Origin of the sequence: Kribbella sp. CA-253562 (assembly GCF_050942265.1) — a bacterium.
Classification (GTDB): Bacteria; Actinomycetota; Actinomycetes; order Propionibacteriales; family Kribbellaceae; genus Kribbella.
On sequence record NZ_CP192049.1, the window covers coordinates 8271403 to 8292012 of the forward strand.

The following is a 20610-nucleotide window of genomic DNA, read 5'->3' on the forward strand; positions in this document are numbered from 1 at the left end:
AATTCTCCCGGGTCAACCCAGGGTTGTCCCCGATCGGCAGTGCTCGACAACCGTTCGCAGCGGGGAGAAAGCTTTGAGTGGCGAGCAGTACGAGGACCTCTCGGCGGTGGCGATCGGCGCCGCGGTCGCCGCCGGGGAGTTGTCCGCGCTCGCCGTCGTCGAAGCGGCGCTGCGCCGCGTCGACCGGCTGGACGGGTCCGTCCGGGCGTTCCGGGAGCTCTGGCCGGAGCGGGCCCGGGCGGCCGCGCGTGCGATCGACCGCGCCCGGTCGACCGACCTCGCCCGGGCAATCGACCTCGCCCGGTCGACCGGAGCTGCTGGCGACGCGGCCTCGCGGCATACGGGCCGGATAGCTCAGCCGTTCCTCGGCGTACCGATTGCGGTCAAGAGCGCTCGGCAGGTCGAGCGGCTGACCGCGGCCGGCGCCGTACCGATCGGGCTCACGGCTGTCCCCGGCGCCGGGACCGCGTGGCAGACCTGGGGGTCGACCGAACGCGGGCCGACGCTGAACCCGTGGGATCCGGCGCTGGTGCCAGGCGGATCGTCGGCCGGGTCGGCGGTCGCCGTCGCGACCGGGATGGTTCCGCTGGCGACCGGCAGCGACGGCGCCGGGTCGGTGCGGATTCCGGCCGCGTGGTGCGGAGTGCTCGGGCTGAAACCGACGAACGGCGTGGTCCCCGCCGGCGACCGTACGGGCCTCGCCGCGGGCGGCGTACTGGCTCGGGATCCCGCCGATCTGCGCGCTTGGTTGTCCGTCATGGACGTGCCGGCGACCGCCGCGCGTCCACTGCGCGTGGTGTGGTCGGCCGATCTCGGGTTCGCCGAGACCGCGCCGGAGATCGCGGCGATCGCTCGGGCGGCGCTGACCGACCTGGTCTCGACCGGTGCGCTGACCGAAAGCTCCGTCGAGGTCGAGCTCCACGATCCGGAAGCGGCCTGGACAGCGCTCCGCCAGGACAACACGCTCCCCCACGCGACAACCACGGACGGCCCACGCGAGATCAACGACCGCCTGCTGCAGGAAGTCTTCACCCAAGTCGACCTCATCGCCACGCCCACCACGCCGAACCCACCTCACCCGCACGAGGGCCCGGGCGACACGATGAGCGTCGCGTTGACGTGGGCGTTCAACCTCAGCGGCCATCCGGCGATCAGCCTGCCCGCGGGCTTCACCGCGGCCGGATCACCCGTCGGTCTGCAACTGGTCGCGCGCCGTCATCACGAGGGGGATCTCCTCACGGCAGCAGACCAGCTCGATCGTCCGGTGCGGGTCGCCCGGCCCTGACCACGGGCGGGAGCAGGTGCAGCGAGGTCGGGTCGGGCCCCCGCGTCACCTGTACGACGTACTGCCCGGCCTGCAGGTCCGACGTGTCGAGCACCAGCCCGGCCTCGGTCGACGCCGCCGTCCGGATCACGTCGCCCGACCGATCCATCAGCTCGACCTCCACGGCGCCCGTGGGGTCAGCGAAGAGAAGGGGTCCTTCGGGCTCGTACAGGTAGTGGGTGACCTCCTCGCGCAGCAGGAGCGGCGGCGGATCGGCCCACCACTTCGGCAGCACCTCGATCTCGCGCTGAACTCCTCTGACGATCCAGGTGTCGAGCCACATCGCCGTACCGATCCGGTACCGCGGGCCGGTCACCGTGAGGTAGCAGGTGGACCACTCCGGTGGATGGATCGTGAGCTCGTCGACGCCGATCCACCGGTCCAGCGCGTCCCGCCGTTCGTCGTACAGGGTGACCTCGACGCCGCCGGAGACCGTGACGGCGGGCCGGGTGTAGATCGTCCGCTGCGGGACCTGCAAGCGGAAGTAGCCATCGCCGGCCGCGTCGTACGTGCCCGGTCCCCAACTGCGGGGCGAGCACGGGCTCCAGCGAGAAGCCTGGAACTCCATCAGGGCCGCGGTGCCGAAGGAGTTGTTCCCCTCGAAAGCCATACTGCGGCAGCGCCCAGGTGTCACCGCCACGAGCTCAGCAGCCCGGCCGTCCAACCTGCACTGGGCGGCCAGCGCGGCAACGGCAGCACCCATGTCCGACGTCACCACCACGTCTCCCAAGAACGCCACGGCCGCCAGCTCCAGCAGCGCCTCCTGTCCAGCCACCCGCGGCACGTCGAGGAACTTCAGCCGCTCTCCACACCGCTGAGCGCAGTACCGCCGAGCCAGCTCCGCCGCCAGGTCGCCGGACACCAGCAACTCGTCGGCGGCGTACAGCAGCGCGGTACCGTCCTCAGGTCCCAGCCCAGCGACCACTCGTGACGCCCTGCGCCCGACCCACTCGGCGTAGTGAGCCAGCAGCCCTGTGTTGTCCAGACGCACCCCCATGGCGTCCCCCTCCCCACTGCCGAGTGTGCTCCCGCCACCCACCCCGGCAACAGACCCAAGGCCCTTGAAACCGGCCTACGGAGCGCGCTGATCCAATGGCCGAGGCGCGACCAGCCCGGTGTCGTAGGCAAGGATCACCGCCTGCACCCGGTCGCGCAGGCCAGTCTTGGTGAGCATCCGGCTGACGTGCGTCTTGACCGTGTGCTCGGTCAGGTGCAGGGCCGCCGCGATCTCCGCGTTGGAGTTGCCCTCGGCAACCAGTCGGAGCACTTCGCGCTCCCTGGCGGTCAACTCGTCCAGCCGGCCGGACTCGTCGGGGTCGGGCCGGCTGCGGGCGAACCGGTCGAGCAGCCGCCTGGTCACCGGCGGTGCGAGCAACGCGTCGCCGTCGGCGATCACCCGGACGGCGTTGATCAGCTCGTCCCGCGAGGACCGTTTGAGCAGGAACCCGCTGGCCCCGGCGCGCAGCGCGTCGTACACGTACTCGTCGAGGTCGAACGTGGTCAGGATCAGCACCTTCGGCGGGTTCGGGCCCTGGACCAGCCGGCGGGTCGCCTCGATACCGTCCATCACCGGCATCCGGACGTCCATCAGCACCACCCGCAGGTCCAGCAGCGCGGCCGCCTGCCGGATCGCGTCGGCACCGTCGACCGCCTGCGCGGCCACCTCGATATCGGGCTGGCCGTCCAGGATCATCGAAATGCCGTCCCGGACCAGGTCCTGGTCGTCGACCACCATCACCTTGATCACCGGACCACCTCGGCGGCCAACGGGATCCGCGCCGCGACAGTGGTCCCGGCGCCGGGGGCCGAGTCGATCGTCAGCGTGCCGTGGTGGATCCGAACCCGCTCGCGCATCCCGGCCAGGCCGTGCCGTCCACCGGTCCGTGCCACTTCGGGGTCGAACCCACGCCCGTTGTCGCTGACCTCGACGCCGAGCTCGTCGGCCCGGACTCGCAGCGTCACCACCACCCTCGTCGCCTCCGCATGTCGCACCACGTTGGTCAACGCCTCCTGCACCAGCCGGTACGCCGCCAACTGGTGTCCCGCCGGCGCCAGCTCGGTGTCGCCCTGCACGTCGAGCTCTACGGCGAGCCCGTCGTGCGCCACGTCCTTCACCAGTCGCTGGAGGTCGGACAGCCCGGGCTGCGGAGTCAGCTCCGGGTCGGGCACCCCCTCCGCGTCGCGCAGCGCCGAGAGCATCCGGTCCAGCTCCCCGAGCGCGCGCCGTCCCGCGTCACCGATCCGCTGGAAGCCTGCCAGCACCTCCTGGTCACCACGAGCGATCAGGTCCGGCCCGGTCTCGGCCTGGATCACCATCAGGTTCACCGCGTGCGCCACCACGTCGTGCAGGTCCCGGGCGATGTGCGACCGCTCGGTCAGGACGACCTGCGCCGCGTCCTGCTCCGCCGCGGCGCGTTCCAGCGCTGCCTCGCGCTGGGACGCCTCGCGGTTGCGCCGGTAGAGCCTGGCGAGGAAGCCCAGCGACAACGGGAGCAGCAGAAGCAGCGACAGCGACACCGGCCACTTGTGGTTGACCAGGCCGTCGTACGTGAAGTTGCGCAGGACCCCGTCGAAGTCGAACAACACCGGCTCGGTCTTGAGCCTCGGGAAGATCAGCGACATCTGCGGGTAGCGGATCCGCCAGGCGATCAGCGGCAGCACAGCCAGCACCGCCACCGACGAGACCAGCACCCAGCGCACCTTCGTCCGGCCGGCGGCGAGCGAGAAGAGCGCCACGGCCAGCGCGACCAGCACCGCCCAGCTCTGCGGGGACTGCCAGTAGGTGACGAGCGCGCTGACAGCCAGTACGACGACCGGCAGCACCGGCCAGCGGCGCCGTACCAGCAGGACCAGGGCCGAGTAGGCGATCGCCCACGGCATCCACCCCGGCGCGCTCCACCAGTTGCCGTCGGCAACCTGATCACGCCACAGGTCGATCAGCAGCACGGACGACATCGCGACGGCGAACAGCGCGTCCAGGCCCCACTGATGCCGAGGGTCGCCGAGCAGCGCCGCCAGCGACTCCCGCCCGGTCACCCTCCGGGGCCGCGGCTCCTTGCGGACGAACCAGGTCCACGCCACCGCGCCTATACCCACCGCCACCAGCAGCAGCGACTGCCACCACGGCCAGCTCGCGACCCAGATCTGGTCGAACCGGTGCTGCGCGATGCCGAGCCGGGTCTCGATCGTGCCGTCGGCGTGGGTGAGCTCGTAGTGGACGTTCGGGTAGATCAGCGACACGATCCGGTCCCGGACCGCGTTCAGCAGCATCGGGAGCGCCGCGACCGCCCCGACGGTCAGCACGGCAGTGAGCGCCGGGACCCGTCGCGGCAGCCGGACCAGCGCGAGGCAGCAGCCCGCCATCAGCAACCAGTTCGTCCGGCCGAGCGACATCGAGAGGAAAGTCCCGACGACCAGCCCGACCGCCGCCCAGACCGGCGCGGTCCCGGCCAGTGCGATCAGGACCGGCGCCAGGGCCACCGCCAGCGTGAAGACCAGCGTGGCCCACGCCCAGTCCTCGGCGGACCGCAGCAGCACGACCTGCGTGACCGCGAGGACCACCAGCGCCAGCAGGATGTCGGCGTACGGCGTACCGAAGAACTGCCTGACGCGAGTCATTTCTGCTCCAGCACGAAGGGACGCCGGACCGCGGGCCGGCCCAGCGGGGCGATGGTCACGTCTGCGGTCACGATGCCATTCTGTGGGCGAGCGGGGTCCCGGGCCGTCACTCTTTGGAGTGATTCGTCGGCTCGGCGGGTCACTCGAAGCGGCGAGCAGGGCTGGCACTTCGCGGCGATGTGGCGGAGGGGGTCGCGCCGCGAGGGTCGAGAGCATGACGATCAGTCCCTCCCTTCGCCCGGCCGGCAGCACCGCTGTCCGCACCCGCCGGCCGCAGCTGATGGTTGCCGCGGTCATCCTGTTCCTCATTGGTTGCCTGTGGCATTGGCCGCCGAACTCCCTGCAGTACGACCTGCGCGTGTACGTCGTGTCGGCGCAGGCGTTCCTGCACGGCCAGGACATCTACACCGCGCACCTGGCCTACCCGAAGGACATGGCTCTCGGCTTCACCTATCCGCCGTTCGCCGCGCTGCTCTTCGCACCGGTCGCCCTGCTCGGTACGGCGGGCGGCCGCGTCCTGATGACGCTGCTGAACGCCTCCGCCCTGCTGGTCATCGGCCTCGTGACGCTGCGTGGGCTCAGGCCGCAGTGGTCGCGCTATCGCGTCGCAGCGATCGGCCTGACGGTCGGGGCGGCCGGAGTGGCGCTGGAGCCGGTCCGGTCCACCTTCGACCTCGGTCAGGTGAACCTGATCCTGACCGCGCTGCTCCTGGTCGACCTGCTCGGACACCTGCCGCACCGGTTCCGCGGCGTACTGGTCGGCGTCGCCACCGGGATCAAACTGACGCCGGGCATCTTCATCGTCTACCTGCTCGTCACGCGTCGCTACCGGGAAGCGGCCACGGCTGCCGCGGCGACGACCGGCACGATGGCGGCCGGAGCGATCGCGATGCCCGAGGCCTCCCGGCAGTTCTGGGGCGTGTACATGTTCGACCCGAGCCGGCCAGGCGCGACGCACTTCATCAGCAACCAGGCCTGGCGCGGGGTCTTCGCCCGGGTCGCGGGCGGGATCGACGGCATCGCGCCGTACTGGCTAATGGCGGTGGCGTTGACCTGCACGCTGGGTTTCCTGGCGGTACGGCGGGCCTACGAGCGGGGCTTCGTGCTCGAGTCCGTGCTGCTGGCTGCCGTCGTGGGACTACTGGCGTCGCCGATCTCCTGGACCGGCCACTGGGTCTGGGCGCTGCCGATCTGCGCCGTGCTGGTGCACCACGCGCTGCGGGCCCGCAGCACTCGGCGCGGCGTACTGGTTGGGGTCGCGCTCGCCTGGGTGGTGACGACGGCGTTCGGACTGCCGTGGCACTCGCCGTACCTGGGCGACAAGGAGTACACCCATCACGGCATCCAGCTGGTCGTCGGCAACTCCTACGCGCTCTGCGGGGTCGCCGTACTCGGCCTGGCGCTCTACGGCTTCCGCCGGAGGCTGACCCGTGCTGCGTGACCGCCGCATCGTTGTCCTGGTGGGTTTGCTCGCGCTGCTGCCGGTGCTGCTGACCTGGTACGCCGGATCGCTCGACCTGAAGGTCTACCGGACCGGCGGCTACGCCTGGCTGCACGGGATCAGCCTGTACTCGGAGCGCTTCGCCGACCTCGTCCCCGGGATCCGGCTGCCGTTCACCTATCCACCGCTGGCCGCCATCCTCTTCACCGCCCTGTACGCCGTGCCCTTCACCGTCGCCGAGCTGGTGATGAACGCGGCCAGCGTCGCCGGGCTCACCGCGACTCTGCTGGTGGTCGGCGCCCGTCTGCACGGGTGGAACCGGCGGACGGTCGTCATCGGCCTGTCAGGCGCGCTGGTGGCGATGCTGCTCGAGCCGGTGCGGTCCACGATCGGCTTCGGCCAGGTCAACCTCATCCTGATGGGCCTGGTCGCGCTGGACTGCCTCCTGCTCCGTGCGCCCTGGCCCCGCGGCCTCCTGGTTGGCCTGGCCGCCGCGATCAAGCTGACACCGGCCGTCTTCGTGGTCTTCTTCCTGGTACGCCGGGACTACCTGTCGGCGGCGGTGTCGGCGCTGAGCTTTGCCGGGTTCACCGCACTCGCCTGGTGGCTCGCGCCGGGTGACTCACGGGACTACTGGTTCGGAGTGCTCTTCGACCCGGACCGGATCGGCGGAGCGACGTACGCGTTCAACCAGTGCTTCCAAGCGGTGCTGGCGCGGGTGATGGACGACGGCGGCGCGCTGTGGGTCGCACTGGTGGTGACAAGCGGCGCCCTGGCCTGGCTGGCCGCCTGGCGTCGCCGGGCCGAAGGGGACGACGTCACAGCACTGCTGGTCGTCGCCGTGTGGGGTCTGCTCGCCTCACCGGTCAGCTGGTCGCACCACTGGGTGTGGATCGCGCCGGCCGCGCTGCTCGCCGTACGGTCGATGCGCTGGGCAATGATTCCGCTCGCGGTCTTCGCCGTCGGGCCGCATACGCTGCTGCCCGCCGAAGGGCGCGACTGGTCGCTCCTCGAGCACGCCGCGGGTTCGGCGTACGTGCTGATCGGTGTCGCGTTCCTGCTGAGCCAGACGCTCAAGCCACGAAGTCGGCGGCTCGCATCCGGTACACCTGCAGGTTGAGGTCGTAGTACTTGTCGGTCTCCCCCACCCACTCCATGCCCAGCCGCTTCGCGGTGGCGATGGCTCGATGGTTGTTCGGTCGCGCCACCGCGTACAGCTCGTCGGTGTCGGCGTCGGTGAACGCCCAGCCCATCAACGCCCGGCTCGCCTCGGTCGCGTAGCCCTGCCCCCACGCGGCCGGCTTCAGCTGCCAGCCGATCTCCAGATCCTCCTCGTACGGCGGCAGCAACCGGATCAGCAACCCGCCCACCACCTCGCCGTCGTCCTTGCGGGTGATCGCCCAGCGCCCGGCCGGCACGACGAAGTTCGGCTGCGCCTCGATCCAGGCGTGCAGCACGACCTTCATCGTGGCCTCGTCGGAGATCCGCTCGATCGCCGGCGACAGCCACTGCGCCACATCCGCCGCCCCGTAGATCTCCAGCGCGGCCTCCGCGTCCCCCTCGACCCACTCCCGAATCAACAGCCGCTCAGTCTCCAGAGTCACCGTCACCCCTCCACGGTAGACCGCCACGCCAGCCCCACAAGCCTTCCGAGATGAACAACCGGTACGCCGAAGCCCGGCGCACGTCACGTGCGCCGGGCTTCGGTCGGTCGGCAGCCGGCTCCAACCGCCGGTTACCGCGGACCGATCTCCAACGGCTGGGTCCGGATCCAGCGGGTGGTGGTCTGCTGGCGGCCCATCGCGATGACGTCACCGGCCGGCCCGGCCGAGAAGACCCGGCTGGCCGTGCTGCGGCGGGAGACGCCGACGCCACGCTGAACTTCCGCCAGCAACTGGTTGTTGCGGCGGCGGAGTTCCTCGACCTCGGACTGCAGCTCGAGAATGTGCCGGATTCCGGCCAGGTTGATGCCTTCCTCCTGCGACAGGTGCTGCACGTAGCGCAGTTTCGCCACGTCGTACGCGGAGTAGCGCCGGCCCCGGCCGCTGGCCCGGCTCGGGACCACCAGCCCGAGCCGGTCGTACTGGCGCAGGGTCTGCGGGTGCATGCCGGCCAGTTGCGCCGCCACCGAGATCACGTAGATCGGGGTGCGGTCGTCCCAGGTCGGCACCTGGCTGAACGGGATGCCCATCACGCGCTCCCGAACAACCCGGCCCGCAGATCAGGCTGGTCCGACGCCGAGTTGAACTCGCGCAGCTTCTCGCGCTGCTCGTCGGTCAGCTCGTGCGGCACCTGCACTTCCAGCGTCAGCAGCAGGTCACCCTTGGTCCCGTCGCGGCGGACCGATCCCTTGCCGCGAACCCGCAGCTTGCTGCCGTTCGCCGTACCGGCGGGGATCCGGACCGTCACCGGCAGGCCGTCCAGCGTCGGGACCTTGATCTCGGCGCCCAGCGCGGCCTCGGTGAAGCTCACCGGCACCGACAGGGTCAGGTGCTCACCCTGGCGGCCGAAGATCCGGTGCGGCTTGACGTGCACGGTGACGTACAGGTCGCCCGCGGGGCCACCGCGTTCGCCGGCCGCGCCCTTGCCCTTGAGCCGGATCCGCTGACCGTCCTGCACGCCCGCGGGAATGCGGACCTGCATGGTCTTGCTCGACTGGCCGCGGCCGGAGCCGTGGCAGGTCTCGCACGGCTGGTCGACGACCAGCCCGCGGCCCTTGCACTCGGTGCAGGGCTCGGTCATCGCGAACACGCCGCCCTGGACCGAGGTCTGCATGCCGGTGCCTTCGCACTTGAGGCAGACCTTCGGCACGGTGCCGTACTTCGCACCGGTGCCGCGGCACGTCTTGCACGGCTCGTCGCTGGTCATCCGGAGCGCGACGGTGACACCGTTGACGGCCTCGCCGAACTCGATCGTCGCCTCGGTCTCGATGTCGGCGCCCCGGCGCGGCCGCGCGGTCGACGTGGTGGTCGTGGTCCGCCCACCACCGCCGAACATGCCGCCCAGGATGTCGCCCAGACCGCCGCCCGCCGTACCGCCGGCGCCGCCACGGTTGAACAGGTCGCCGACGTCGAAGCCGAAGCCCTGTCCACCCTGACCGGCGCCACCGGGCATCCGGAAGCCACCGCTGCCGAACAGCCGGCGGGCCTCGTCGTACTCCTTGCGCTTCTTGACGTCACCGACGACGTCGTAGGCCTCGGAGACCTCCTTGAACTTGGCCTCCGCCGACGCGTCCCCGGCGTTGGAGTCCGGGTGGTACTTGCGCGCCAGCTTGCGGTAGGCCTTCTTGATCTCGTCGGCCTCGGCGGTCTTGGAGACGCCGAGCACCTTGTAGAAGTCCTTCTCCAACCAGTCTTTGGTACTCATCGGCGCCTCACCTCCTCCGCCCGGTTACTCCGCAGGCTTGTCTGCGGCCTGGTTGTCGTCATCGTTGCCTTCAGCCCCGTTCTCGGCGCCGGCCGGCAGCTGCTCGGTCGGTTCCGACACCGCCACCCGGGCCGCCCGCAGGATCCGGTCGCCCAGCCGGTAGCCCGGCTGCATGACCAGCGTCGCGGTCGGTCCGTCGACCTCGTCGGAGTAGTTGTGCAGCAGCGCTTCGTGGATCCGCGGATCGAACGGGTCGCCCACCTCGCCGTACTTGACCAGTCCGAGCTTCTCGGTGACCCGCTCGACCGACTCGGCGACGGCCTTGAACGCGCCCTCGAGCTCGCCGGCCTCACGGGCCCGGCCGATGTCGTCCAGGGTCTGCAGCAGCTCGGTCAGCACCGAGCCGATCACCTGCTCCCGGTTGGCCTCGCGGTCCCGGTCGACCCGGCGCTTGTAGTTCACGTACTCGGCCTGCAGGCGCTGCAGGTCCGCCGTACGCTCGGCCAGCGCCTCGGTCAACAGAGCCTCCTGGGCCGACGGCCCGATCAGATCGGACGGGTCACGCGGTGGCTGCGCGCCCGGGGTGCCCGGCATGCCGGGCGCGGCACCCCCCGCGGGGGCCGACGAGGTGGCCTCGCCGGTCTCCCGCAGGTTGCCGGTCTCCGGGTCGATCCGGCGCTTGTCCCGGACGACGGGCTCGCCGTCGCCGAACTCGCTGCCTGGGTCGGTCGGTCGATCGGTCACTTGGTGTCCTCGGGCTTGCTGTCCTGCGGGCGGTCCTCGTCCACGATCTCGGCGTCGACGACACCGTCGTCGTCGGCGCCGGTGCTCGAACCGTCGGTCGAGGCACCCTCCTCCGACGAGCCACCGGCCGCCTGGGCGTTCGCGTACATCGCGGCACCCATCTTCTGGCTGGACTGGGCGAGCTTCTCCGACGCGGCCTTGATCGCGTCGGCGTCGTCACCCTCGAGCGCCTTCTTCAGCTCCGCGACGCCGTCCTTGACCTCGGTCTTGACGTCGTCGGGGACCTTGTCCTCGTTCTCCTGCAGGAACTTCTCGGTCTGGTAGACCAAGCCCTCCGCCTGGTTGCGGGACTCGACCGCCTCGCGGCGCTTGCGGTCCTCCTCGGCGTACTGCTCGGCGTCGCGGACCATCTTGTCGATGTCGTCCTTCGGCAGCGCGGAGCCACCGGTGACCGTCATCCGCTGCTCCTTGCCGGTGGCCAGGTCCTTGGCGTTGACGTGCACGATGCCGTTGGCGTCGATGTCGAAGGTGACCTCGATCTGCGGCACGTTGCGCGGCGCCGGCGGCAGGCCGGTCAGCTCGAAGTTGCCCAGCGACTTGTTGTCGCGGGCCATCTCGCGCTCGCCCTGGTAGACCTGGATCATCACCGACGGCTGGTTGTCCTCGGCGGTGGTGAAGATCTCCGAGCCCTTGGTCGGGATCGTGGTGTTGCGCTCGATGATCTTGGTGAACACGCCACCCTTGGTCTCGATGCCCAGGCTCAGCGGGGTCACGTCGAGCAGCAGGACGTCCTTGACCTCACCCTTCAGCACACCGGCCTGCAGGGAGGCGCCGACGGCGACGACCTCGTCCGGGTTCACACCCTTGTTCGGGTCCTTGCCACCGGTCAGCTCCTTGACCAGCTCGGCGACCGCGGGCATCCGGGTCGAACCACCGACCAGGATCACGTGGTCGATCTTGCTGACGTCGATGCCGGCGTCCTTGATGACGGCCTTGAACGGCGCGCGGGCGCGCTCGAGCAGGTCGTTGGTGAGCTTCTGGAACTCGGCCCGGGAGAGCTTCTCCTCCAGGTGCAGCGGGCCGGAGTCGGTCAGGCTCAGGTACGGCAGGTGGATGCTGGTCTCGGCGGCGCTGGAGAGCTCGATCTTGGCCTTCTCCGCGGCCTCCTGCAGCCGCTGCATGGCCATCTTGTCGCCGGACAGGTCGGTGCCGTTCTTGTTCTTGAACTGGGTCACCAGCCACTGCACGATCCGCTGGTCCCAGTCGTCACCACCGAGGTGGTTGTCACCGCTGGTGGCCTTCACCTCGAAGACGCCGTCGCCGATCTCCAGCAGCGAGACGTCGAAGGTGCCGCCACCGAGGTCGAAGACCAGGATGGTCTGCTCGGTGCCCTTGTCCAGACCGTAGGCCAGCGCGGCCGCGGTCGGCTCGTTGACGATGCGGTGCACGTTCAGGCCGGCGATCTCACCGGCCTCCTTGGTCGCCTGGCGCTGCGCGTCGGAGAAGTAGGCCGGCACGGTGATGACCGCGTCGGTGACCTGCTCCCCGAGGTACGCCTCGGCGTCGCGCTTCAGCTTCTGCAGCACGAACGCGCTGATCTGCTGCGGGGTGAACTTCTTGCCGTCGATGCTCACGTTCCAGTCCTCGCCCATGTGGCGCTTGACGGACCGGATGGTGCGGTCGACGTTCGTGGTGGCCTGGCGCTTGGCCACCTCGCCGACCAGGACCTCGCCGTTCTTGGCGAAGGCGACCACCGAGGGCGTGGTGCGCGCTCCCTCGGCGTTGGGGATGACGGTGGGCTCGCCACCTTCCAGTACGGCGATGACGGAGTTCGTCGTACCGAGATCGATACCGACCGCGCGGGCCATTAGCGTTACCTCCACGAAGTTGAGTGATGCAGACTCAATGTTGCCGATCCGAGACCGGTAATTCAAGTTGCCCCCGGAGCTGGTCCGGCAGACTTGAGTACACCTGGCTCAACATTGCACCACCCGCAGGTCATTCCCAACCCCGGCCCCCGGATTTCCGGGATCACCCCCGTCCGGCCCTGAGCCGACCCCTGCCGCTGAAACCGATTGCCGTGGGAGGGTGGTGGAGTGAAACTCCGCCCCCTGTCCACCGTTGACGAGCCCGCCGTGCTCGCCCTCAACGCCGCCGAGTCCCACCTCGACCCACTCGGCCCGGATCGCCTGGACTGGCTCCGCCTGATCGCGGCCCACGCCGCCGTCGTCGACGTCGACGGCCAGGTCGCCGGCTTCGTGCTCACTATCGCCCCCGGTTCGGCGTACGACGGCCTGGACTTCCAGTGGTTCGCCGACACCTACGCCGACCGCTACCTCTACCTGGACCGCCTGGTGATCGCCCCCCAGCACCGCCGCCAGGGCATCGCCACCACCGTCTACCGCGCCGTCGAACGCTCCGCCAAACCCTTCGACCGCCTGGTCTGCCGAGTCCAGTCGGACCCCCCGGACATCCCGTCCCTGGCCCTGCACGCCGCCCGAGGTTTCGTCGAGGTAGGCAAACTCCAACGCCCCGACGGCACCACGAGCGCGATGCTGTCGAAGGAGCTGATCTAGACGGTCGGGGATGCCCCTGGGCGGCGGGATCGTCGGCGGACCGGCTAGAGGGTGCGTACGTCGAGCAGCGCGCGGACCGGCAGGTCATGCCGGAGTCGCGGGTCCAGCAGGCCGTCGACGATGCAGGCCGCGCCGATGAACTGGGCGCCGCAGTCCTCGACCAGGGCACGGATGGTCCGCGCGGTGGCGCCGGTGTCCGCCCAGTCGTCGACCATCAGGACCCGGTCGCCGGACTGCACCAGGTCCCGGCGGAAGCCGAAGACCAGGTTGCGGTCGCGGTAGTCCGGTCCGGTCGTCCGGCGGACCCAGCGGTCGCTGTCGGTCGCCTGCGCGATGTCCTTGCGCGCCTCCACGAAGCCGACGCCCAGCGCGGCCGCGGTCAGCGCGCCGAGCATGGCGCCGCGCGACACCGGTCCAACCACGACGGTCGGCGACTCGTCGTACAGGCCGGCCAGGGCGGGGCCGAGGTCGCGGAGCAGTTCGGCATCTCGCCACCAGCCGGTGAGGTCGGCCGACGCCCAGCGGTCGACGCGATCCTGCCGCCAGCGGTGGGCAGACCGCAGCCGCCCACGGACGCCGCCGCCGGCCTGCTGGTGTACCGCTGACCTGGACACGCCCCCAGCGTGACGGCCAAGCCGGGCGGGCGCACCGGATTTACCGCAGCGTGACGGCCGACCGCGCAGGCGCACAGGATCAACTGCAAACGTGAAGCTCGACGACGGGCTCACCGGATTCACCGCAACGTGAGGCTCGACCGCGCAGGCGCACCACAGTTACTGCAGCGCGGACCGCGGCAGCAGTTCTCCGACGATCTCTCGGGTGAAGATGTCGTAGCTGATCACCAGCAGCTCGTCGCCCGGCAGCTCGACTACCGCGGGGTTGGCCTGGTCCACCGTGTTCTGGCCGGCGTCGATGACCACCCGCAGCGGGTCCTGGTCCCAGGGCCCGAGCGGATCCTGGATGATCGTCGCCACCGTCGGCCGCCCCGGATTGAACCGCTTGGACACGTCGCCGTACGCGAGCAGCACGGCCCCGTCCGACAGCGTCAGCGTGTCCGCCGACGACGCGTGCAACCCGCACAGCTCCGGCTCCGACCAGGTCAGCCCGTTGTCGTCGGAGCGCACCAGTTCAGCCTCTTCGTCGGTCCGCAGCAGCGCGACCACCTGCCCACCTGGCAACAGCGTCAGCACCGGCTCCAGGTACTCCCGCTCCGGCCTCCGCCCCAGCACCACCTCGTTCGACGCCGGCCAGGTCTGTCCGCCGTCGATCGACCGCACAACGCTGGCCGAGTGTCGCGCGTCGCCCGGGAACACCCCGTAGACCGGAGCCAGCAGATCGCCGTTCGGCAACTCGAGGATCTGCCCGTGCGCCACGATGTGCCCCGCCCGAAAGCTGTGCCACACCTCGCTGGTCTCGTGATCGACCATCGCCGACCCGACCGTCACCGGCTTGCCCCACGTCGCACCGCCGTCAACGGACCGGGCAACCAGCACGGCCGGGCAGGTGTACGGCCGCACCGACCAGTCGATCTGGAACCAGCTCAGCAGGATGTCCCCACCCGAGAGCTGCACCAGCATCGGATCCCGGTCGTCGTAAAGCGTGTCCACGACCACCCGCGGCTCCGACCAGGTCCGCCCGTCGTCCGCACTCTCCGCCGCGACGATCCGCCCCACGCTGCGCACATGCCCGAGCCCTTCCCGCCACACGACGAGCACGCGCCCGTCGGCCAACCGGATGGCACTCGGGAAGTAGGGCAGCTGACCGGCAATACTCTGGGCGATCACCACGCGACTCATGGCTCCACGCTTTCACATGCGGACGTCCACCACTCACCAACCGCCGCGGCGACCCGGCCTCCACGCTCAGACCACCGCGCACCACGGCCGCGGACGCCTCTTGGTGAGTGCTGGACGTCCGCACCTGTGGACAATCGCGGCCGCTGGCAGCGGTAATCCGTCAAGCTGCTGCAATGGCGGAGGTCGGTGAGGTGCTTGCTCGGCGTGGTGGCAGTGCGGCCTTCGCCGACCTGCTGGCCGTCGTGTCCGCACGCGCGATCCGCGCGGCACTCGCTGCCGGGACGATTCGCCGGGTCGCCAAAGGGGTGTACGCGCTTCCGGAGGCGCCGCCGGCGTTGACCGCGGCGCGAAGTCACGGTGGCGCGGTCTCACACCTCAGCGCTGCTCAGCACTGGAAGATGGGAGTCCTCTCGGCCCCGACACTCCCCCATGTGACGCTTCGCCCCGGACGACTGCGGCGCCGGGCTGGACTTCCCTGCGTATTGCACTGGGCCCACGTACCAGTGATCGACGACGTGACAACACCGGTCCGGACCGTGCTCGATTGCGTCCGGACGCTGCCGCTGGCCGAGGCGCTCGCGGTCGCTGATTCGGCCCTTCACCTGGGCTTGGTCGATCACGACGAACTGCTGGACGCCGCGGCCCGGCTGTCCGGACCGCACCACGTGCGGATCCAGCGGGTCGTCGGTCTCGCGGACCGGAAGGCCGAGTCGGTGCTGGAGTCGGCGCTTCGAGCCATCCTCATCGAGGCAGGCGTTGAAGGCTTCGAACCGCAGGTCCCCGTGCGGGGCGGTGGGTTCAGCGCCCGGCTTGATCTGGGACACCGGCATCGACGCATCGGGCTCGAGGCGGAGGGATTCGAGCACCACGGCGGCCGGGTCGCGTTGGCCCGCGACTGCCGCCGGCTGGTCAACCTCAGCCTGCGGGGCTGGCTTGTGTTGCGGTTCAGTTGGGAGGACGTGATGTACGACCCCGACTGGATCGTGGAGGCGGTGCGTGAGGCCCTCGAACTTCCACCACTCACCAACCGGCTTCCAACGGCCGCCTGAGCGGCCGTTCACGCTGCGCGGATCGACCGCGGGTCCCCTTGGTGAGTGCTGGGCGTTCGCTCAGGTGACCGGTCGGCCGCCGACGAAGGTCTGGGTGACCAGCGGGACGCCCGGCCGATAAGCGAGGTGCACGTACGACGGCGCATCCAAGACCGCGAGATCGGCTCGGGCGCCGACCGATAGATGGCCGACGTCGGTACGGCGCAGAGACGCGGCGCCGCCGGCGGTGGCGGACCAGAGGGCTTCGGCGGGGCTCATGCGCATCTCGCGGACGGCTAGCGCGATGCAGAACGGCATGGACGACGAGTAGCCCGAGCCGGGGTTGCAGTCGGTGGCCAGGGCGACGGTGACGCCGGCGTCCAGGAGCCGGCGGGCGTCGGGGTACGGCGAGCGGGTGGAGAACTCGATGGCCGGGAGCAATCCCGCGACGACTCCGGCGGAGGCCAAGGCGTCCACGTCGGCGTCGGTCAGGAACGTGCAGTGGTCGGCCGCCGCGGCGCCGACCTCGCAGGCGACCTGTACGCCGGGCCCCTCGCCCAACTGGTTGGCGTGGACCCGCGCCGACAGACCAACCGCCTGGCCGGCGCGCAAAACCGCCCGGGCCTGGTCGGCGTCGAAGGCTCCGCGCTCGACGAACACGTCGACCCATTTCGCATGCTTGGCCGCGGCGTCGAGCATCGGTCCCGTGACCAGGTCGACGTAACCGCCCGGATCGTCGGCGAACTCAGCCGGTACGACGTGCGCGCCCAAGTAGGTCGTCTCGTCGGTGAAGTCGGCCGCGACCGCCAGCGAGCGCGCCTCGTCGGCCACGGTCAGCCCGTAGCCCGACTTGATCTCGACCGTCGTCGTTCCCTGCCGCCGCATCTCCGCGACCAGGCGAGCCACGTTCGCGGCGAGCTGCTGGTCGGCCGCTTCGCGGGTCGCGGCGACCGTGGTCCGGATGCCGCCGGCGCTGTACGGCTGCCCGGTCATCCGCGCCGCGAACTCCTCGGCCCGATCACCGGCGAACACCAGATGCGCGTGCGAATCCACGAAGCCCGGTACGACGGCCCGGTCGCCCAGATCCATCGAGGCGTCCGCCGCGGGAGCCGCCGTGCGCGGCCCGATCCAGGCGACTTTGTTGCCCTCGACCACCAGTGCGGCGTCGTGCACTTCGCCGAGCAGCGGTCCGTGCTGCGGGTCGTTGGTCACCAGCGAGCTGATCCCGGTCAGCAGCAACGAGCTCATGTCACCTCCGCGATCGCGGCCGCCAGCTCGGCTGCCACGTCGAGTGTCGAATGGTTGCCCTCAGCAACACAATGAACACCGTCGACCACCACGTCAGTGACGTCGGCTCCCGACGCCGCGAACACGGCCGTCTCCACCGACGCCCCAGTCCCCGCCGTGCGCACGCTGTCGGTCCGTACGGCGACCAGATCCGCGCGCGCACCGACCTCGATCTTCCCGGCGTCGGCGAACCCCAGCGACCGATGCCCGTCGACCGTCGCCGCGGCCAGCAGCTCAGGCGCCGACCAGTGACCGCGTTCCTGCGACGCGAGCCGCTCATCCAGCTCGACCGCTCGCATCTCCTCGAACAGGTCGATCACCGCGTGGCTGTCCGATCCCAGCGTCACCGTCGATCCGGCCGCGCGCAGGGCGACCGACGGACCGATCCCGTCGGCGAGATCGCGCTCGGTCGTCGGGCAGAAGCACGAGTACGTCGCGGAGCTGCCGAGCAGTCCGACGTCGACCGGCGTGAGATGCGTCGCGTGCACGGCACTCGTCCGCGCGCTCAGGAAGCCGGCCTCGTCGAGCACCTGCGTCGGCGTCCGCCCGTACGCCGCCACGCAGGCCTGGTTCTCTGCGACCTGCTCCGACAGGTGAACGTGCAAAGGTGCGTCAGGCAACAACCCGGCGACCGCGCCGAGCTGGTCGGCCGGGACGCCGCGGACCGAGTGGGCGGCCGCGCCGATCACCACGCCGTCCGATCCGCGCAGTCGTCCGACGCGCGAGGCCCAGCCGGCCGCGTCGCCGTCGCTGAACCGCTGCTGCACCTCGTTCAGCGGCTGGTCGATGCCGCCGGCCACGTAGCAGGTGTCGAGCAGCGCGATCCGCAGTCCGACGTCGCGCGCGGCCGCGATCAGCGCCTCGCCCATCGCGTTCGGGTCGTCGTACCGGCGGCCGCCGGGGGCGTGGTGCAGATAGTGGAACTCGCCGACCACGGTGATGCCGGTCAGCAGCATCTCGCCGTACACGGCGCGGGCGAGCCGGTAATAGCTGTCCGGCGTGAGCACGGACGCCACGGCGTACATCTGCTCGCGCCAAGTCCAGAAGGTGCCGCGCTCGGTCTGGGTGCGACCGCGCAGGGCCCGGTGGAACGCGTGGCTGTGGCAGTTCGCCAGGCCGGGGAGGACGAGGCCGTCGAGTCGGACCGCGTCAGGCGGCTGGGCGGCGCCGGACGAGACGGCCGTGATCCGTCCGTCGTCGACCGTGACCAGCACGCTGTCGGCGACCCCGGACGGCAGGACCGCCCGGGCGCACCAGTACGCCGTCATCGAGCCAGGTCTTTCAGCACCGCCGCCAGCGCGTCGACGCCGGCCAGGCAGTCGTCCAGCTCCGCATGCTCGGCCGGGGAGTGCGAGATCCCGGTGGGGTTGCGGACGAACAACATCGCGGTCGGGATCCCGGCGTCGGAGAACACCCCGGCGTCGTGCCCAGCACCGGTTGGCAGTACCGGCGCACCATCCAGTACGGCGGACAGCCGGTCGCGCAGGCCCACCGGGAAGTCGACGACCGGGGAGACCGACTCGGCGACGACCTCGACGGTGGTCCCGTCACGTTCGGCCCGCTCGGTCGCCTGCCGGGTGATTGCCGCCAGCAACTGTTCCAGGATCTCGGTCGAGGCGGCGCGGGCGTCGAGCCAGGCGGTCACCTGGGACGGTACGGCGTTGGTCCCGTTCGGCTCGACGGACAGCCGGCCGAACGTCGCGCGGGCGCCGGCCAGCCGGGCCTGCTTGTTGGCGGCCAGTGCGGTCATCGCGTAGGTGAGCATCGGGTCGTGCCGGTCTTCCATCAAGGTCGTGCCGGCGTGGTTGGCCTCGCCGCCGAACGTGAACCGGAACCGCCCGTGCGGCCAGATCGAACTCGCCACACCTACTGGAGCCGTCAATGCCCTGCCCTGCTCGACATGCAGCTCGACGAACGTCCCCATCCGCTCCAACAGTGGCGATGGACCTACGCCAGCCGGGTCGATCCCGGCGCCTTCCAGAGCGTCAGCCAGCAGAACGCCGTTCCGGTCCTGCAGCTTCAACGCCTTCTCCGGAGCCAGCACCCCGGCAGCAACCCGAGACCCGAGACAAGGCATCCCGAAGCGAGATCCCTCCTCCTCGACGAACGCACCCACACCGATCGGCACGGAAGGTTCGAACCCCTCGGCCCGCAACCGATCCACGGCCGCAAGCGCGGAGACGACACCGAGCGGCCCGTCGAAGGCTCCGCCGTCGATGACGGAGTCCAGGTGGCTGCCCGTCACAACACCCGGGGGCGAGACGGCCCCCTGGGCCGGCGAGCCCGGATCCCACCAGGCGACCAGGTTGCCGATGCCGTCGGACTCGAGACTCAAGCCCCGCGCGGCACACTGGTCGACGAACCAGGACGTGGCTTCTCGTTCGGTGGCGGTCCAGCCGCCGCGGCGGTAACCCCCGGTGGAGGGGTCACGGCCGACGGCGGACAGGGCCGTCCACATCTGTTCGAAGGAATCGGTCAAGACAGCGGGTTCTTCGACAGCCAGTCCTTGGCGACGGCGGCGGCGGACTCGCTGCCACCCTCGGCGCGCTTGACCAGATCGGTCAGGCCGTCGGTGGTGAGCTTGGCCTGTACGGCGTTCAGCGTCGTCTCGACGTCAGGGCTCTTGTGATCGGTCCGGATCAGCGGAACGATGTTGTTCGGCAGGTGGATGTGCTCCGGGTCCTCCAGCACGACCAGATTGTTGTCCTTGATCGCCGACTGGGTGGTGAAGAACTGCGTCACCTGGATGGTGCCGTCCTTCAGCGCCTTCAGGCTCAGCGGTCCACCGGCGTCCAGCGTCTTGAACTCCTTGAACTCGACGCCGTACTTCTCCTTCATGCCGGCCAGACCCGCGGTCCGCGTCTTGAACTCCGGACCACCGCCCGCGACCATGTCCTTGCTGACCGCCTTCAGGTCGCCGATCGACTTCAGCGAGTACTTCTGCGCGGTCTCCTGGGTCACCACGATCGCGTCCTCGTCGGCCGCCTCGGACTTGTTCAGCACCTCGAGCCCGGCGGGCAGGACGCCCGGAAGCGCCTTGTAGACGGCCTCGGCCTCGTTCTCGGTGGCGTCCTTCTTGAAGTAGACCAGGGTCGCCCCGGTGTACTCCGGCAGCAGGTCGACCGACTTGTCCTGGATCGCGGCCATGTAGAGCTCCCGGGCGCCGATGTTCAGCTTCCGGTTGACCTTGATGCCCTTGGCCTCCAGCGCCTGGGCGTAGATCTCGGCCAGCACCTGGCTCTCGGCGAAGTTGGCCGAGCCGACGGTGAGCGAGTCGACCTTGTCGGGCGCCGAGCCGCCGGCGTCGTTGTCGCCGCCGCCGCTCAGCGGGTCCTCCCCACCGCCGCAGGCTGCGAGCGCGAACACGGCGGTCGCGGCGATGGCGCTGCGGATGAAGGTTCTTCTGAACACGGGATCCTCCAGAGGTCCG

At 70.3% G+C, this 20610-nt stretch carries 19 protein-coding genes; 5 read left to right on the top strand and 14 right to left on the bottom strand.

Translation table 11 applies throughout. The annotated features are described in order from the left end of the window. Positions 1 to 73 precede the first annotated feature (73 nt). Positions 74 to 1285 carry an amidase gene (locus ACQPXM_RS39415; RefSeq protein WP_432943086.1) on the top strand — a complete coding sequence of 404 codons (1212 nt, stop codon included), beginning with the start codon at positions 74 to 76 and terminating at the stop codon, positions 1283 to 1285. On the opposite strand, the gene ACQPXM_RS39420 is transcribed toward ACQPXM_RS39415, so the two are convergent. The 3 genes from ACQPXM_RS39420 to ACQPXM_RS39430 all read right to left on the bottom strand — a co-directional run bounded on the left by ACQPXM_RS39420 (position 1236) and on the right by ACQPXM_RS39430 (position 4942). Then, positions 1236 to 2321 carry a hypothetical protein gene (locus tag ACQPXM_RS39420; protein WP_432943087.1) on the bottom strand — a complete coding sequence of 362 codons (1086 nt, stop codon included), beginning with the start codon at positions 2319 to 2321 and terminating at the stop codon, positions 1236 to 1238. The genes ACQPXM_RS39415 and ACQPXM_RS39420 overlap by 50 nt on opposite strands. A gap of 75 nt (positions 2322 to 2396) precedes the next feature. Further along, positions 2397 to 3071, bottom strand: a complete 675-nt coding sequence (locus tag ACQPXM_RS39425) for a response regulator transcription factor (RefSeq protein ID WP_432943088.1) — start codon at positions 3069 to 3071, stop codon at positions 2397 to 2399. Next, positions 3068 to 4942, bottom strand: coding sequence for a sensor histidine kinase (locus ACQPXM_RS39430; RefSeq protein ID WP_432943089.1), 1875 nt, complete (start codon positions 4940 to 4942; stop codon positions 3068 to 3070). Before ACQPXM_RS39430 ends, ACQPXM_RS39425 begins: the two co-directional genes overlap by 4 nt. Before the next feature lie 214 nt (positions 4943 to 5156). Between ACQPXM_RS39430 and ACQPXM_RS39435 the strand changes: the two genes are divergently transcribed. Beyond that, positions 5157 to 6383 carry a glycosyltransferase 87 family protein gene (locus ACQPXM_RS39435; protein ID WP_432943090.1) on the top strand — a complete coding sequence of 409 codons (1227 nt, stop codon included), beginning with the start codon at positions 5157 to 5159 and terminating at the stop codon, positions 6381 to 6383. Further along, a complete protein-coding gene (locus ACQPXM_RS39440; RefSeq protein WP_432943091.1) occupies positions 6373 to 7503 on the top strand; it encodes a glycosyltransferase 87 family protein in 1131 nt (376 codons plus the stop codon). Before ACQPXM_RS39435 ends, ACQPXM_RS39440 begins: the two co-directional genes overlap by 11 nt. Here the strand turns inward: ACQPXM_RS39440 and ACQPXM_RS39445 are convergent. From ACQPXM_RS39445 to dnaK, 5 genes are all read right to left on the bottom strand, one after another. After that, entirely contained in the window at positions 7457 to 7987 is a 531-nt protein-coding gene (locus ACQPXM_RS39445; protein ID WP_432943092.1) for a GNAT family N-acetyltransferase, read from the bottom strand. The two genes, ACQPXM_RS39440 and ACQPXM_RS39445, sit on opposite strands and share 47 nt — an antisense overlap. Positions 7988 to 8118: 131 nt before the next feature. Beyond that, positions 8119 to 8574, bottom strand: a complete 456-nt coding sequence (locus tag ACQPXM_RS39450; RefSeq protein ID WP_432943093.1) for a heat shock protein transcriptional repressor HspR — start codon at positions 8572 to 8574, stop codon at positions 8119 to 8121. Continuing rightward, positions 8574 to 9749: a molecular chaperone DnaJ gene (gene dnaJ / locus ACQPXM_RS39455; RefSeq protein ID WP_432943094.1), complete on the bottom strand. Its 1176-nt coding sequence runs from the start codon at positions 9747 to 9749 to the stop codon at positions 8574 to 8576. Before dnaJ ends, ACQPXM_RS39450 begins: the two co-directional genes overlap by 1 nt. 24 nt (positions 9750 to 9773) lie before the next feature. Beyond that, positions 9774 to 10493, bottom strand: a complete 720-nt coding sequence (gene grpE, locus ACQPXM_RS39460) for a nucleotide exchange factor GrpE (protein ID WP_432943095.1) — start codon at positions 10491 to 10493, stop codon at positions 9774 to 9776. Beyond that, positions 10490 to 12361 (bottom strand): molecular chaperone DnaK, encoded by a 1872-nt coding sequence (gene dnaK, locus ACQPXM_RS39465; RefSeq protein ID WP_432951180.1) that lies wholly within the window; start codon positions 12359 to 12361, stop codon positions 10490 to 10492. Before dnaK ends, grpE begins: the two co-directional genes overlap by 4 nt. Positions 12362 to 12589: 228 nt before the next feature. Between dnaK and ACQPXM_RS39470 the strand changes: the two genes are divergently transcribed. Continuing rightward, on the top strand, positions 12590 to 13069 hold the full coding sequence (locus ACQPXM_RS39470; RefSeq protein WP_432943096.1) for a GNAT family N-acetyltransferase: 480 nt from the start codon (positions 12590 to 12592) through the stop codon (positions 13067 to 13069). A 44-nt stretch (positions 13070 to 13113) separates the two neighbouring features. Here ACQPXM_RS39470 and ACQPXM_RS39475 read toward each other — a convergent pair whose 3' ends face one another. Together ACQPXM_RS39475 and ACQPXM_RS39480 are read right to left on the bottom strand one after the other, a co-directional pair. Beyond that, positions 13114 to 13683 carry a phosphoribosyltransferase family protein gene (locus tag ACQPXM_RS39475; RefSeq protein WP_432943097.1) on the bottom strand — a complete coding sequence of 190 codons (570 nt, stop codon included), beginning with the start codon at positions 13681 to 13683 and terminating at the stop codon, positions 13114 to 13116. A gap of 159 nt (positions 13684 to 13842) precedes the next feature. Then, entirely contained in the window at positions 13843 to 14865 is a 1023-nt protein-coding gene (locus tag ACQPXM_RS39480) for a sialidase family protein (protein WP_432943098.1), read from the bottom strand. 173 nt (positions 14866 to 15038) lie between these two features. Between ACQPXM_RS39480 and ACQPXM_RS39485 the strand changes: the two genes are divergently transcribed. Then, on the top strand, positions 15039 to 15914 hold the full coding sequence (locus ACQPXM_RS39485) for a DUF559 domain-containing protein (RefSeq protein ID WP_432943099.1): 876 nt from the start codon (positions 15039 to 15041) through the stop codon (positions 15912 to 15914). Between the two features lie 60 nt (positions 15915 to 15974). Here the strand turns inward: ACQPXM_RS39485 and hutI are convergent, their stop codons facing one another. The 4 genes from hutI to ACQPXM_RS39505 are packed head-to-tail and all read right to left on the bottom strand — an operon-like array spanning position 15975 to position 20591. Next, a complete protein-coding gene (gene hutI, locus ACQPXM_RS39490; RefSeq protein WP_432943100.1) occupies positions 15975 to 17141 on the bottom strand; it encodes an imidazolonepropionase in 1167 nt (388 codons plus the stop codon). Beyond that, positions 17138 to 18448 (bottom strand): formimidoylglutamate deiminase, encoded by a 1311-nt coding sequence (locus tag ACQPXM_RS39495; protein WP_432943101.1) that lies wholly within the window; start codon positions 18446 to 18448, stop codon positions 17138 to 17140. The genes hutI and ACQPXM_RS39495 overlap by 4 nt, the downstream gene beginning before the upstream one ends. Then, complete coding sequence (locus tag ACQPXM_RS39500; protein WP_432943102.1) at positions 18445 to 19659, bottom strand: allantoate amidohydrolase; 1215 nt, start codon at positions 19657 to 19659, stop codon at positions 18445 to 18447. The genes ACQPXM_RS39495 and ACQPXM_RS39500 overlap by 4 nt, the downstream gene beginning before the upstream one ends. Further along, positions 19656 to 20591, bottom strand: a complete 936-nt coding sequence (locus ACQPXM_RS39505) for an ABC transporter substrate-binding protein (protein ID WP_432943103.1) — start codon at positions 20589 to 20591, stop codon at positions 19656 to 19658. Before ACQPXM_RS39505 ends, ACQPXM_RS39500 begins: the two co-directional genes overlap by 4 nt. Positions 20592 to 20610: the final 19 nt, after the last annotated feature.

Excerpts from the sequence above, each read along its gene's own strand:
- ACQPXM_RS39420 (WP_432943087.1), bottom strand. The coding sequence starts at position 2,321 with ATGGGGGTGCGTCTGGACAACACAGGGCTGCTGGCTCACTACGCCGAG.
- ACQPXM_RS39430 (WP_432943089.1), bottom strand. The coding sequence starts at position 4,942 with ATGACTCGCGTCAGGCAGTTCTTCGGTACGCCGTACGCCGACATCCTG.
- ACQPXM_RS39435 (WP_432943090.1), top strand. The coding sequence starts at position 5,157 with ATGACGATCAGTCCCTCCCTTCGCCCGGCCGGCAGCACCGCTGTCCGC.
- ACQPXM_RS39450 (WP_432943093.1), bottom strand. The coding sequence starts at position 8,574 with ATGGGCATCCCGTTCAGCCAGGTGCCGACCTGGGACGACCGCACCCCG.
- dnaJ (WP_432943094.1), bottom strand. The coding sequence starts at position 9,749 with ATGAGTACCAAAGACTGGTTGGAGAAGGACTTCTACAAGGTGCTCGGC.
- dnaK (WP_432951180.1), bottom strand. The coding sequence starts at position 12,361 with ATGGCCCGCGCGGTCGGTATCGATCTCGGTACGACGAACTCCGTCATC.
- ACQPXM_RS39480 (WP_432943098.1), bottom strand. The coding sequence starts at position 14,865 with ATGAGTCGCGTGGTGATCGCCCAGAGTATTGCCGGTCAGCTGCCCTAC.
- ACQPXM_RS39485 (WP_432943099.1), top strand. The coding sequence starts at position 15,039 with ATGGCGGAGGTCGGTGAGGTGCTTGCTCGGCGTGGTGGCAGTGCGGCC.
- hutI (WP_432943100.1), bottom strand. The coding sequence starts at position 17,141 with ATGAGCTCGTTGCTGCTGACCGGGATCAGCTCGCTGGTGACCAACGAC.
- ACQPXM_RS39495 (WP_432943101.1), bottom strand. The coding sequence starts at position 18,448 with ATGACGGCGTACTGGTGCGCCCGGGCGGTCCTGCCGTCCGGGGTCGCC.